The 14,121-nt window shown below is 31.7% G+C and carries 12 protein-coding genes; 3 read left to right on the top strand and 9 right to left on the bottom strand.

Going from position 1 to position 14,121, the window contains the following annotated elements:
- Positions 1-23: 23 nt before the first annotated feature.
- The 8 genes from pyrF to IM744_RS07110 all read right to left on the bottom strand — a co-directional run bounded on the left by pyrF (position 24) and on the right by IM744_RS07110 (position 9,039).
- On the bottom strand, positions 24-839 hold the full coding sequence (pyrF, locus tag IM744_RS07145) for an orotidine-5'-phosphate decarboxylase (protein WP_194507442.1): 816 nt from the start codon (positions 837-839) through the stop codon (positions 24-26).
- Between the two features lie 46 nt (positions 840-885).
- A complete protein-coding gene (gene lepB / locus IM744_RS07140; protein ID WP_194507441.1) occupies positions 886-1,566 on the bottom strand; it encodes a signal peptidase I in 681 nt (226 codons plus the stop codon).
- A gap of 37 nt (positions 1,567-1,603) precedes the next feature.
- Positions 1,604-2,680, bottom strand: a complete 1,077-nt coding sequence (gene prfA / locus IM744_RS07135; RefSeq protein ID WP_194507440.1) for a peptide chain release factor 1 — start codon at positions 2,678-2,680, stop codon at positions 1,604-1,606.
- A gap of 403 nt (positions 2,681-3,083) precedes the next feature.
- On the bottom strand, positions 3,084-4,028 hold the full coding sequence (locus IM744_RS07130) for a DUF3078 domain-containing protein (RefSeq protein WP_194507439.1): 945 nt from the start codon (positions 4,026-4,028) through the stop codon (positions 3,084-3,086).
- Positions 4,029-4,059: 31 nt separating this feature from the next.
- Entirely contained in the window at positions 4,060-5,238 is a 1,179-nt protein-coding gene (locus tag IM744_RS07125; RefSeq protein ID WP_194507438.1) for an AIR synthase related protein, read from the bottom strand.
- A 247-nt stretch (positions 5,239-5,485) separates the two neighbouring features.
- Positions 5,486-5,626 (bottom strand): hypothetical protein, encoded by a 141-nt coding sequence (locus IM744_RS07120; RefSeq protein WP_194507437.1) that lies wholly within the window; start codon positions 5,624-5,626, stop codon positions 5,486-5,488.
- Positions 5,627-5,892: 266 nt separating this feature from the next.
- Positions 5,893-6,606, bottom strand: coding sequence for a hypothetical protein (locus tag IM744_RS07115; RefSeq protein WP_194507436.1), 714 nt, complete (start codon positions 6,604-6,606; stop codon positions 5,893-5,895).
- Positions 6,607-6,852: 246 nt separating this feature from the next.
- Positions 6,853-9,039, bottom strand: a complete 2,187-nt coding sequence (locus IM744_RS07110; protein ID WP_194507435.1) for a glutamine synthetase III family protein — start codon at positions 9,037-9,039, stop codon at positions 6,853-6,855.
- Between the two features lie 190 nt (positions 9,040-9,229).
- Between IM744_RS07110 and IM744_RS07105 the strand changes: the two genes are divergently transcribed.
- Positions 9,230-10,249, top strand: coding sequence for a glutamine synthetase beta-grasp domain-containing protein (locus IM744_RS07105; RefSeq protein ID WP_194507434.1), 1,020 nt, complete (start codon positions 9,230-9,232; stop codon positions 10,247-10,249).
- Between the two features lie 57 nt (positions 10,250-10,306).
- Here IM744_RS07105 and IM744_RS07100 read toward each other — a convergent pair whose 3' ends face one another.
- Complete coding sequence (locus IM744_RS07100; protein WP_194507433.1) at positions 10,307-11,254, bottom strand: calcium/sodium antiporter; 948 nt, start codon at positions 11,252-11,254, stop codon at positions 10,307-10,309.
- 195 nt (positions 11,255-11,449) lie between these two features.
- On the opposite strand from IM744_RS07100, the gene IM744_RS07095 reads away from it, so the two are divergent.
- Together IM744_RS07095 and IM744_RS07090 are read left to right on the top strand one after the other, a co-directional pair.
- The gene (locus IM744_RS07095; RefSeq protein WP_194507432.1) at positions 11,450-11,809 is read left to right on the top strand and encodes a BlaI/MecI/CopY family transcriptional regulator; all 360 of its coding nucleotides are present in this window, start codon (positions 11,450-11,452) and stop codon (positions 11,807-11,809) included.
- A gap of 2 nt (positions 11,810-11,811) precedes the next feature.
- Positions 11,812-14,076, top strand: a complete 2,265-nt coding sequence (locus IM744_RS07090) for a M56 family metallopeptidase (RefSeq protein WP_194507431.1) — start codon at positions 11,812-11,814, stop codon at positions 14,074-14,076.
- Positions 14,077-14,121: the final 45 nt, after the last annotated feature.

The following is a 14,121-nucleotide window of genomic DNA, read 5'->3' as shown; positions in this document are numbered from 1 at the left end:
TGAATCAAGTTCAGTATGACAATTTATTTGGATAAAATAATTTCCATTTGCTCTTGTAACTCTCTAGCTTTTTCAGCAGCAACCTCAGCAAAATCTTCATTTTGAGACGCATATATAACCCCTCTAGAAGAGTTTATTAATAATCCAACAGAGTCGTTCATACCATATTTACAAACATCTTGTAAATTACCACCTTGTGCTCCTATTCCTGGAACTAATAAAAAACTATCTGGTATGATGTTTCTAATATCTGCTAGATATTCTGCTTTTGTTGCTCCGACGACATACATTAGATTTTCAGAATTCTTCCAAGACTTTGAGGTTTCGAGAACTTGTTTATAGAGTTCTTTACCAGCAACCATCTTCGTTTGAAAATCAAAAGCACCTTCATTAGATGTTAATGCTAACATAATGGTATGCTTGTTCTCAAATGCTAAGAAAGGTTCTATAGAATCTTTTCCCATATAAGGCGCAACTGTAACACTATCAAAAGCTAAGTCTTCAAAGAAGGCTTTAGCATACATAGTACTTGTATTACCTATGTCTCCACGCTTTGCATCTGCGATGGTGAATATTTCTGGGTATTTTACATTGAGATACATGATTGTTTTCTCAAGTGCTTTCCAACCTTTAAGTCCGTAAGCTTCATAAAAAGCGGTGTTGGGCTTGTAAGCAACGCATAAATGATGTGTTGCATCAATAATGGCTTTATTAAAGGCGAAGATTGGATCTTCATCTTTTAATAAATGTTTTGGGATTTTATTTAAATCGACATCCAATCCTATACATAGAAAGGAATTCTTTTTTTTGATTTGTTGAGTTAGTTGTTGTGTTGTCAATGTATTGTTTGTTGAGTTGTTGTTGTTCTTCGTTTAGACAGATATGCTAAAATTGCAATAGCAAAGCTCCTTTAATATCTTTTTCATCTATAAATCCATTATACCTAGAGTCCAATGAATTGTCTCTATTATCTCCTACAAAAAAGTATTTCCCTTCAGGAATTGTAATTGGTCCAAAGTTATTGATTGTCCATGAAAGGTTTGTTTTTGATTTAATATCTTTAGATAAACCTGAAGAACCATTTGACATTTGACGTTTCAAATTAATAGGTGATTTTTCAACATAATCTTCATCTAAAAATGTTACTATTGAATCGCTATTAATTGGGTATGCAAAAAACGATTCATCATTAACGAAATCATTCTTTATATGTCTATTAAAATCTTCTATGCTTAATTTGTAAGAGTAACGCAAATTCAAAGAATCATCTACATTTATATCATTAACAAAAAAAATTCCATCAATACATTTTACAACATCATTAGGCAAAGCTATGAGTCGTTGTATGATAATCATTTCCCCTATATCCTCATTAAAAGAACTGTAGTATGCAAAGTCTAGTCTTTTGGGTGTAATTAAATTAGAACCAACAAAATGAGAATTCAGTTTTAAATTTGGCTCTGTACCTGTTGAAGCAATATTGTAGTATGAACGCATACCTGAGATTCTTAGCACACCAAAGATAATCAAGAAAAAAATGAGAATGTATGTGAATTTTTTCTTCATAAAACAAAGATTCCTGCTTTCGCAGGAATTTTTAATATTATATATGTTCGTCACTAGCTTTCAACTTCTCAGTATTTTCTGCTAGCATCAATTCATCAAGTATTTTTTGAATATCACCATTCATGATATTTTGTAAATCATAGAGTGTTAATCCTATTCTATGATCTGTAACTCGACCTTGAGAATAGTTATAAGTTCTAATTTTAGCACTTCTATCTCCAGAACTCACCATAGAACCACGTTTTTCGGCATCAGCAGCATTCTTTTTGGCTAATTCCATTTCATATAAACGAGAACGCAATACTTTAAAAGCTTTCTCCTTATTTTTATGTTGTGATTTTTGATCTTGACATTGTGCCACCAATCCTGTAGGCTCATGTGTTAAACGAACAGCAGAATATGTTGTATTTACAGATTGTCCTCCTGGACCAGACGAACAGAAAAAATCTACACGAACATCTTTAGGGTTAATTTCTACGTCAAATTCTTCAGCCTCAGGAAATACCATACATGTTGCTGCACTGGTATGCACACGACCTTGAGTTTCGGTTTGTGGCACACGTTGTACACGATGCACACCTGCTTCAAATTTTAAAGTTCCGTAGACATCTTCTCCAGTAACTTCAAATTGAATTTCCTTAAAACCACCATTTGTACCTTCACTATAATCTACAGTATCAACTTTCCAGCCTCTACTTTCACAATACTTAGTGTACATTCTAAACAAATCACCAGCAAAAATACTAGCTTCATCTCCACCTGTTCCTGCACGTAATTCTATAACTGCATTTTTAGAATCTTCTGGATCTTTTGGAATTAACAATACTCTAATGTCGTCATCCAATTTTGGAATCCCTTCTTTAGCTTCTTCGTATTGCATTTTTGCCATTTCGATCATTTCGGGATCACTACTATTAGAAATGATTTCTTCAGCTTCTTTTAAGTTGTCTGTAAGCTCTATATATAATTCTCGCTTATCCATTAATAAGCGTAAATCTTTATATTCTTTATTTAAGGCAACGTAACGCTTTTGGTCTGTTATAATATCTGGTTGAATGATTAAATCACTCACCTCATCAAAACGCTGTTTTACTATTTGTAATTTCTCTAACATCTATCTTCTAAAAATTGTGATTCAAAAATACGATAATTTATGGATTTGTAGTAGTGAATAATTTGTTACTATCCTGAAAAATATTCTTTATTAGTTTGACGTTATCCTCGTATGCAAAAGCAAGTCTTGTCTATACTTAACTATTATAAATCTATGGCGTTTTGGTCGTTTATAGTTACGTTAGCGATAATAGCAATAAACCCAGAGCTTATTTTAGCACTCTCAACAAAGCTATTTCTAATCTTTGTGCTATGGTTTATGATAAGCGATAGAAAGGTAAGGCAACGATTAGGCTTTTATAAAATACGAGGTGTATCTAATATTAAGTTTTTTACAGTGATTTTCTTAATTGATTGCACTGTGACCAGTGCTTTTTTTACTTTAATAAAAGAATTTATATAAACTAAAAATCTACAATAACACCAACACCTAGAAGTTGTTTCCATTGTACTTTTGCTCCGCGTTCTTCAAATTCATCATCTATATTTGTTGCTACCAAAGTTTTGATATTGTCATCATATCTTAAATGAGATCCTAAAGTTGCTTTTACATATTGGTTTACAGTAAAATCAAAAACAATTTCCCAATCCACATCTACATTTCCAAATTGATGAAGATAATCTGTGTAAAGACTTAATCTTTGTCTTACATTAATATTCTCATAAACGACTGCTTCATAAGTATTAGTGAATAAAATCCCCATTTCTGTTCTCACACGCTCACCACTTTTAATCATATTTCCTTCTTCATCAAAAACAGCAGGTTCCACTCCAAATGATCCTGCATTTGAGAGCTCTTCATCCAATACAAATGTGGCTTTAAAGGTTAAAGGCGAAAAATAAACTGAAAACTTATCTAAGTTTTTACCATACTCTACTCCTCCTCCTAAAAACGTATAACCTGGAGCCATAAATCTTGAAATAGGATTATCTCTATTGGGATAATTATAACCGCTAGATAATTGCGTTTTAAAATTGTAACGTCCAGAAAAATACCAGTTTGTGATTGTATCTTGTCTAAACCCTATCGTAGAAATAAGTTCTAGCTCATCTTCGGTTTTTCTAAGTCTTTGATTTTCTTGCTTATTGATACCATAACGTAATCGAACAGAATTTTTCCATTTATAATAGAGATCGTTATAATTATATTCTGACAACACATTTAACAAAGCCGAAATGGAATTACTTCCTCCAGCATTCCAATTTACAAAAGTGACTTCACTTATATCAAGTCCAGCTTTGTTGCTTTGATGCCATTTGTAAAAAGGTTTTACGGTTGAAACAGAATCTGTTTGAGCGCTTAAAAATTGAATTGAAAGCACAAGTAGGATGCAGGCAGCTCTTTTCATCTAAAAAAATTTAATATAAATTGGTAAGAAATTAATATTCAAATACTCCAAACTCACTTGTAATGGTCAACTTTTTTTCTTCGGAAGCTTCTACGCGACCTACTATTTTAGCATTTACATTAAATGAATTTGAAATCTCGATAATATCGTCTGCAATTTCTGGAGTCACATAGAGTTCCATACGATGACCACAGTTAAATACTTGATACATTTCTTTCCAATCTGTTTTTGATTGTTCTTGAATTAGTTTGAATAACGGTGGAATTTCAAACATATTATCTTTTATAATATGTAGATTATCTATAAAATGAAGAATCTTAGTTTGTGCTCCACCAGAACAATGTACCATGCCATGTAAAGTTTCCGAAGAAAAACGAGAGAGTATTGCTTTTATAATTGGCGCATATGTTCTTGTTGGTGATAATACGAGTTTACCAGCATCTATAGGAGAATTCTCAACAGCATCTGTTAATTTGATTTGTCCAGAATAGACGAGGTCTTCAGGAACTGAGGCGTCAAAACTTTCAGGATATTTTTCGGCTAAGTATTTGTGAAACACATCATGACGTGCAGATGTTAATCCGTTGCTTCCCATGCCTCCATTATATTCGGTTTCATAGGTTGCTTGTCCAAAACTCTCCAATCCAACAATAACATCTCCAGGTTTTATATTGGCATTGTCAATGACATCGCTACGTTTCATACGAGCTGTAACCGTAGAATCTACAATAATTGTACGCACTAAATCACCAACATCTGCAGTTTCACCACCTGTTGAATGAATAGTCACTCCAAAAGATTTTAAATCTTGTATAAGTTCTTCTGTACCGTTTATAATTGCAGAAAGCACTTCTCCTGTAATTAAGTTTTTGTTACGACCAATAGTTGACGATAAAATGATATTATCTGTCGCACCAACACACAATAAATCGTCAATGTTCATGATGAGAGCATCTTGAGCAATGCCTTTCCAAACCGAAATATCTCCAGTTTCTTTCCAATACATATAAGCTAATGAGCTCTTTGTACCTGCTCCATCTGCATGCATTATCAAGCAGTAATCGTCATCATTTGTTAAGTAATCTGGAACTATTTTACAGAACGCCTTAGGAAATAATCCCTTATCTATATTTTTAATAGCATTATGTACGTCTTCTTTTGAAGCAGAAACGCCTCTTTGTGCATAGCGTTTACTAATATCTTGACTCATGTGTATGTGTTGAGTCACAAAAATAAGAATTGTTAATTACAATTGAAGTCTATTTACATTATCTGTTATTGATTTTTTTTCAATCTCTGTTAGATGTTCATATAAACGTTTTGATTTGACCTCTTCTCATCCAAAATAAAATTAATTTTTAGGCATAAAAAAAAGACAAATAAATTTTCAAAAACTTATTTGTCTTTTTTTGACATTACTAACAATGTCAAAGGTTTTGTTAACCCAAAAGAATCAATTAAGATTCAGCATGAAATCTCGCATCGGTTTTAACGATATTTTCTTGAGTTAAATCATCTTTAACATCGTTTGAGTCGTCTTGAGAAAATAATAAGGTTGCAAACATTAGTGCTGCAACACTTAATAGTAACTTCTTCATTTTATTACAAAATTTGATTAATAGCAATACAAATATAAGCTATTACCTTAGTGTTTATATAGCTTTAACTATATTTTCGATTAGTTGATGTAATAAGTCGGTGAAATACATTCTTAGCTTTATTACATACGTAGGACTACGTACTTGCTAACATTATAATAACTTTTTTTTAACATTATTTAATGTCATAAAATGAGTTTTATTATACGATTCACTTAAAATTGTTCTATTTACTGAAATTTGCTTCTTATATCTATTTAGAGATATTATGATCTAACTCCTCCAATCCAATTTGCATCAATAATTGAAGATTCTTGCTTCGTACTATTTTCTTTAGTGGTCTTTTTCTTTTTTGAAGCTCTTGAATTTGAATTATTCCTGTTTCCGAAGTAAAACTGAATACCAATAGTAGCATTATAATACAATCCATCTGCTTCTTGAAGTAATTGCGAACCATTTTGCTCATCATAGATATAATTGGCGTCTATTGAGCCTACAATGCAAAACCAATTGCTAATTAAAAAATCTAATCCAAGACCGCCTTGCGCTTTATAGTTTTTATCATTAAAATCATTTGAGATTAATAAACCTAGTCCTATATATAAATAAGGTGTGAATTTTTTCTGCGGAAATAGATACCATTCTATATTTATGTCTCCAGAAAGAAACCCATTCTCATCAAAATCATAATTCTTAATATCAAATTTTTTGAGGTTACCACTTATAGCAAATTTTGGCGTAATAAATCGCTTAAGTTGTACTTCTATAAAATTTTCATAATCTGGTGTATCAAAATCACCATTTAAAAGTATACTTCCAACTCCAAAAGAGATAGCATTTTTTGATCGTAGTGAAGTCACTCTTAATGAATCTAAAGCAGATTTCTCTCCTATATCTAGTAATTCTTGTGCAGATGAATTTAAAGTAAATAGCAAAACAAAGCTAAACACTAGAGAGTTGATACATGTAGTTTTAATCATAATCCCATTGTTTTGTTTTTAGCAGGTCATTAAAAACATTAATTAAGGGCATAATTAACAACGCATTATTAATTGATAATACTTAAATTTTTTATGAAGTTCAATAGATTAAATAAACTAATAAAAAATAGGGCAAACACATCATCTATAATCGCACACAAATAACTGCATTTTTAAGTCATCTAGAATTATAAATTCGATTAGCTACTCAAAAACACAGTTAAACTACTTCATATCAATCACATACTAATTTGTAAAGAGTAATTCTCGATATTTAGTTAAAGGCCATAACTCATCATCAACTAATAATTCTAACTTATCGCAATGATAACGTATATCTTCAAAGAGAGGCTTTACCTTATTGCAATAAAATTGTGCTTTCTGTTCTAAATCTTCAATGGCATTAGCTTTTTTACGTTCATCTGTCATTTTAGTGACATTAGAATTAATACCTTCTATATGACTAGAAATATCTTCAATAAGATTAAGTTGTTCTTTCGCTAGTTTTTTAAACGATGCTCCATAAATTTCTTTGAGACCTTTAACGTTTTCAATTAAAATATTTTGATATCTAACTGCTGTTGGCACAATATGGTTTCTAGCAATATCTCCTAAAACACGACTTTCTATTTGAATTCTTAAAGTATACTCTTCTACTTCAATTTCATAACGTGCTTCAGTCTCAATTTTATTCATCACACCTAATTCCTCAAAAAGAGCAATTGCCTTCTTAGATACTTTAGCTTTTAGAGCTTCTGGTGTTGTTTTATTATTACTCAAACCACGTTTTTTAGCTTCTTTTTCCCAAGCTTCTCCATATCCATTTCCTTCAAATAAAATATTTTTAGATGCTTTTATATATTCTCTTAATACATTAAAAATAGCATCATCTTTTTTCATTGATTTTTTATCAATAAGACCTTCTACTTCTTCTCTAAAATCAATAAGTTGCTTGGCTACTATTGTATTTAAAACAGTCATTGGGTTAGCACAGTTTGCTGTAGAACCTACTGCTCTAAACTCAAATTTATTTCCTGTAAATGCGAAAGGAGATGTACGGTTTCTATCTGTATTATCTAATAACACATCTGGAATTTTACCAACCACATTAAGTTTTAAGTCTGTTTTTTCCTGAGGAGACAACTTACCATTAGTTACATTCTCTAACTCGTTTAGCACTTTAGTTAATTGCTCACCAATAAATACCGAAATAATTGCAGGAGGCGCTTCATTTGCTCCTAAACGATGATCATTACTTGCCGATGCTATTGCAGCTCTCAATAATTCTTCATTTTCATGAACCGCTTTAATAGTATTAATAAAGAAGGTTAAAAACTGAAGATTACTCATTGGTGTTTTTCCTGGACTTAGTAAGTTAACACCTGTATTGGTACTTAAACTCCAGTTATTGTGTTTTCCTGATCCATTAACACCAGCAAATGGCTTTTCATGAAATAATACTTTAAAGTTATGACGTGCAGCAATTTTATCCATAACATCCATTAATAATGAATTATGATCTACTGCTAAATTAGCTTCTTCAAATATTGGAGCTAATTCAAATTGGTTTGGTGCAACTTCATTATGTCTTGTTTTCACTGGTATACCAAGTAACATACATTCGGTTTCTAAATCTCTCATGTAAGCCATTGCTCGATTTGGAATCGTACCAAAATAGTGATCATCCAACTGCTGACCTTTAGCTGGAGAATGTCCTAAAAGTGTGCGACCAGTTTGTACAATATCTGGTCTTGACATTGCCAAACCATTATCAATCAAAAAGTATTCCTGTTCCCAACCTAGAGAAGCGTTTACTTTTTTCACATTCTTATCAAAATATTTACAAACTGCGACTGCTGCAGAATCTACAGCTTGAAGCGCTCTTAATAAAGGTGTTTTATAATCTAAAGCCTCTCCTGTGTAAGACACAAATATGGTTGGTATGCATAAAGTTGTTCCGTAGATAAAAGCTGGAGAAGTTGGATCCCAAGCAGTATAACCACGAGCTTCAAAAGTATTTCTAATTCCGCCATTTGGAAAACTAGACGCATCAGGTTCTTGTTGTACTAGTTGTCCGCCTCCAAATTTCTCAATAGCTAAACCACCTCCTATTGTTTCAAAAAAAGCATCATGTTTTTCGGCAGTTGCTCCTGTTAACGGTTGAAACCAATGCGTGTAATGTGTCGCTCCTTTTGAAATCGCCCATTCTTTCATACCTGTAGATACATGATCTGCAATCGCTCTATCAATCTTTGAACCACTACTACTAGCATCCATTACGCTTTCAAAAGCTTCTTTGGTTAAGTATTGACGCATGGTTGATTCATTAAAGACGTTAGCTCCAAAAATCTCGGAGCGCCTTACATTTTCTTCTATATGTATTGGTTTATGAAGATATACTTGTTTGAGTGCGTGAAATCTGAGTGTTGACATATTAATTATGATTTTATCATTTTACTAGGGCAAATTTAATGAATATTTAATTTTTAAAATAATTTACCCCTATAAAAATAGGGTATTGACAATTGTTAATAACATTTAACCTAAAAACACCCTATTTTTTTTGACATAAACATAAAAAACTTAATATTTGTACTTTAAAATTTTAAAACTTAAAAACAGCATGAGCAAATCAAAGTTAGAGTACATTTGGCTAGATGGTTATAAACCAACTCAAAACATGAGAAGTAAAACTAAAGTTGAGAATGACTTTAGTGGTAAATTAGAAGATTGTCCAATCTGGTCTTTTGATGGCTCTTCTACAAAACAAGCCTCAGGAGGAGCTTCTGATTGCTTATTAAAGCCCGTTGCTATTTATCCAGATCCTGCAAGAAAGGATGGATTCTTAGTAATGACAGAAGTTTTAAATGCAGATGGCACGCCTCATATATCTAATGGTAGAGCAACTATTGATGACGATGATAACGATTTCTGGTTTGGTTTTGAGCAAGAGTACTTTATTATGAATACGCAAACACAATTACCTTTAGGTTTCCCTATTGGTGGTTATCCTGCGCCACAAGGAATGTATTATTGTTCTGTTGGAGGATTACATACACATGGTAGAGACTTAGTAGAAGAACACGCAGATCTTTGTATTGCTGCTGGTTTAAATTTTGAAGGTATTAACCAAGAGGTTGCTTCTGGACAATGGGAATATCAATTATTCGCAAAAGGTGCTAAGACCGCTGGAGATGAAATATGGGTTTCACGATACTTATTAGACCGTTTAACTGAGCAATATGGCTACTATATAGAATACCACCCTAAGCCATTAGGAAAAGATATGGACTGGAATGGTTCTGGGATGCACGCAAATTTCTCTAACACAGTTCTAAGAACTTGTGGAAGCAAAGAAACTTATGAAAAAATATGTGAAGCTTTTAGACCAGTTGTAAAAGAACACATTGCTGTTTACGGTGAGTTTAATGACCAACGCTTAACAGGTGAACACGAAACAGCATCTATTCATGACTTTAGCTATGGAGTTTCAGATAGAGGAGCTTCTATTCGTATTCCAATTATCACAGTAGAGAAAGGTTGGAAAGGATGGTTAGAAGATCGTCGTCCAGCATCAAACGGTGATCCATACAAGATTGCAGGTCGTATTATTAAGACTGTAAAATCTGCTAATATTAGCTAGATTACAATATATCATTTTGTTCATGAAAACGTCTTCTTATAATGAGAAGGCGTTTTTTTATGCTTGAGATTTAAATGCTAAGAAAATAAATGTACAATAAGCAACAACTAATAAAAGACCTTTATATCTAGAGATTTGAAATTTCTTCGGAATCATTATCAACGGAATTAATACAGCAGCAAAAGCCAACATCCAAAAGATATCCTTATCTAAAATTGCTGCATCTGTAACTGGTATTGTCTTTATCATTGATGTCAACCCTAAAACAGAAGCAATATTAAAAATATTAGAACCAATTAAATTACCCAACGACAATGCCTTTTCCTTTTTTACAGCAGCAATAACAGATGCAGCCAATTCGGGAACACTAGTACCAATAGCAATAACAGTTGCAGCAATTACTGCATCACTTACACCTAATTTTATTGCCAAGTCTTTTGCACCATCTACCAACCAAACTGATCCAAAATAAAGTGCAGCTGCACCTATAAGCAACCAGATTACAATTTTAAAATTTGAAACTACAGCAAGACTCTCATCGATTTCTTCTACAACAGCATCCTTTTTTGCTGACCTAATTAAAACCACTAAAAAGACAATTAAACCAACAAATAAAATACCGCCTTCTATGGCTGTTAGCTGATTGTCATTCCATAAAAAATAATACAATGCTAAAGAAAACACCATCATTACTGGCCAATTTAGTTTATAAAAAGATTTATCTACTACGATAGTACTAACCAACGCAGTAATCCCTAAAACCAAACCAATATTAGCGATATTAGAACCAATAACATTATTAATCGCAATAGCAGGAGAACCAGTTAATGCAGCATTTAAACTCACTAATAACTCAGGAGCAGACGTAGCAAAACTCACTACAGTCATCCCAATAACCATCTTAGAGATATTTAATTTAAATGACATACCAACAGAGGCACGTACTAAAAACTCACCTCCTATGACCAACAATAACAAACCTAAAATGATCCAAACTATACTCATAAATATTTTATTTTACACACTTTTTTTAAAGTGTCAAATGCTATAATCCTGCGAAGATAATACAATACAAAATAATTAAAATCAAACACCTCTAGAATTCTGAAAACTTAATTTTCAGTTAAACAACTACATAAACAGTTGTATAACTATAAAAATAGTTATAGATTTGTATTGTTCTCACAAATTATGATACTTATGCAAAAACTAACAAATAAGGAAGAAGAAATCATGCACATCTTATGGAAGCTAGAAAAAGCCTTTGTAAAAGATGTACTTGCAGAAATTCAAGAAGACAAACCACATTACAACACACTCTCAACAATTATAAGAAATCTTGAAGAGAAAGGCTATGTGAGTTATAATGCCTTTGGTAAAACCCACCAATACTTCCCTATTGTTGACAAAGAAGCCTACAAAGAACGATTTATGAATACAGCTATTGAAAACTACTTTAATAACTCATATAAAAATGTCGTCTCCTTCTTTGCTAAAGAAGAAAAAATTAGCGTTGATGAATTAAAAGAAATTATCGCTTTAATTGAAAAAAAGAAATAATCATGGACTATATATTAAAAGCATCTGCGGTTTTATTTATTTTTTATGCATGCTATCAATTGTTTTTACAAAAAGAGACCTTTTTTCAAGCTAACAGATGGTTTCTATTATCTGGTTTGATAATTTCATGCGTCATTCCTTTGGTTGTGATTCCTGTATATATTGAATATACGGTAACAAACAATAGCAACTTTCTTATCAATTATGACAACCTCACTCCTACTCAAACTATTATAGAAGAACCATTTGATTACATGCAACTTATAATCTGGACATATTTTGCTGGTATTTTATTTTTCTTCGGAAAGTTGATCGTTGACTTTTTATCGCTTCGGAAAGTCATAAACTCTAGTAAAACCATATCATTAGGTTCATTTAAATTATTAGAAACTACCCGAAATATCACGCCTTTTTCATTTTTTGATCGAATTGTCTACAATCCGAAACAATTTGAAAAAGATGAACTCACACACATTATTAATCACGAAAAAGCACACACACAACAATGGCATTCTATTGATACAATTATATCTCAATTAGCCTGTGTTTTATTTTGGTTCAACCCTATCGTTTGGTTATATAAAAAAGCGTTGCAGCAAAATTTAGAATTTATTGCAGATCAAAAAGCACAGCACATTTCGCCATGCGAGAAAAGTTATCAAACTGTATTATTAAAAACTAGTGTACAGAATCATCAATTAGCAATCACTAATAATTTTTACACATCATTAATCAAAAAACGAATCGTTATGTTACACAAATCAAAATCGAGTAAAATAAATCAATTTAAATCCGCTTTAGTCCTTCCTTTACTAGCATTTTTTATGATGAGTTTTAACACAGAAGATATATATGTTGAAATTCCATTAAATGAAGAACCTGTAATGGAACTCATTCAAACCGAAGATATCGAGCAAATATTCACTAAAGACATGAGTGATGCTGACTTAGTCCTAATCAAGAAGAAATTAGAAGATAAAGGCGTATCTTTTGATTATTCTGGAGTTAAACGTGATAAAAATGGAGATATTACTGCTATTAGAACAAAATTTGAGTACAATGGAAATAGTGGTACTTACAACGTCAACTCAGATAAAACTATGGAACCCTTCATCTTTAAAAGTAGTGAAGATTCATTTGTTGTTGGCACTTTTACAGACAGAAATCCCAAAATATACAAAACACATAAGGGTCAAACCAAAATTCAATCTACTGGAAGTTCTAACTCAAGATTGATTGAAGCAGATTCTATTTTCTTTACTAAACAAAGTAATCATTTAACAAAAGAAGGAGATTCAATTTTTATTAATAGAAATTCTAAAATCCAAACATGGATAAGTAACGACGGTAAAAAAACAACCATCAATGCTTCTGAAAATGGAAACGCAAATGTTTTCGTTTCAAAATCTGAAGATCCATTAATTATTATTGATGGCAAAATTGCTAAAAAATCAACTCTTAAAAATTTAGATACCAATAACATTAAATCCATGAATGTCCTGAAAGATAAATCTGCCATAGAAGCTTATGGAGACAAAGGGAAAAACGGTGTTATTGTTTTGAAAACTAAATCGAAAAATCCTTGGGCTATCTCAGGAGATGTACAAGTTCAAACTTTTGAAATTGATGAAACTACAGATTCAACAACTTATAAAATATTCTCTGTAGATAAAAATGATAAAAAAACTTATGAGTTTGTTTCTAAAAAGTCTTCTGAAGAAAAACCTTTATATATACTCGACGATAAAATTATTTCTCAAAAAGAATTTCAGCTTATAGATGCAAATAATATAAAGAGTATGAATGTCATCAAAGATGAAAATGCTATAAAAATATATGGTGAAAAAGGAAAGAATGGAGTTATCATTATCAAATCAAAAATATATGCTTTCGTAAATGGAAGCGATAAGGCTTTAGAAGTTGAAGTTGAAGATAATAATCCTTGGAAAATTAAAACAGCTGTTACTACGGTTATTTATGAAGATGACAATGGAAAAGTAACTGCAGAATATATCCTTACTAAAAATTCATCAGATTCATTTTTAGAAAAACAAAAACGAGAGTTAATAAAACATGGTATAGAAGCAAAATTCACTAAAGTAAAACGCAACAAAGCAGGAGAAATCACTAGTATTAAAATTGCTTTAGATGACAATGATGGTAGAAAGTCTAGCGCATCATGGAAAGAAAAGAATCAAGCAATACCAGATATCGTAATGGGAAAGTCTAGTGATGATAAACTTTATGTTCGTGCCATAGGTAATTAATTCTTCGGAAATTTATATAAAAACAAACCCTTCAGAATATTAAAA

This window comes from Psychroserpens luteus (assembly GCF_015319355.1).
GTDB lineage: Bacteria > Bacteroidota > Bacteroidia > Flavobacteriales > Flavobacteriaceae > Psychroserpens > Psychroserpens luteus.
The sequence above is the reverse complement of the archived record's forward strand: the minus strand, read 5'-3'. Positions and strand labels throughout refer to the sequence as shown.

Coding starts and splice junctions, on each gene's coding strand:
- lepB (WP_194507441.1), bottom strand. CDS start 1,566: ATGAAGAAAAAATTCACATACATTCTCATTTTTTTCTTGATTATCTTT.
- prfA (WP_194507440.1), bottom strand. CDS start 2,680: ATGTTAGAGAAATTACAAATAGTAAAACAGCGTTTTGATGAGGTGAGT.
- IM744_RS07130 (WP_194507439.1), bottom strand. CDS start 4,028: ATGAAAAGAGCTGCCTGCATCCTACTTGTGCTTTCAATTCAATTTTTA.
- IM744_RS07125 (WP_194507438.1), bottom strand. CDS start 5,238: ATGAGTCAAGATATTAGTAAACGCTATGCACAAAGAGGCGTTTCTGCT.
- IM744_RS07120 (WP_194507437.1), bottom strand. CDS start 5,626: ATGAAGAAGTTACTATTAAGTGTTGCAGCACTAATGTTTGCAACCTTA.
- IM744_RS07115 (WP_194507436.1), bottom strand. CDS start 6,606: ATGATTAAAACTACATGTATCAACTCTCTAGTGTTTAGCTTTGTTTTG.
- IM744_RS07110 (WP_194507435.1), bottom strand. CDS start 9,039: ATGTCAACACTCAGATTTCACGCACTCAAACAAGTATATCTTCATAAA.
- IM744_RS07105 (WP_194507434.1), top strand. CDS start 9,230: ATGAGCAAATCAAAGTTAGAGTACATTTGGCTAGATGGTTATAAACCA.
- IM744_RS07100 (WP_194507433.1), bottom strand. CDS start 11,254: ATGAGTATAGTTTGGATCATTTTAGGTTTGTTATTGTTGGTCATAGGA.
- IM744_RS07095 (WP_194507432.1), top strand. CDS start 11,450: ATGCAAAAACTAACAAATAAGGAAGAAGAAATCATGCACATCTTATGG.
- IM744_RS07090 (WP_194507431.1), top strand. CDS start 11,812: ATGGACTATATATTAAAAGCATCTGCGGTTTTATTTATTTTTTATGCA.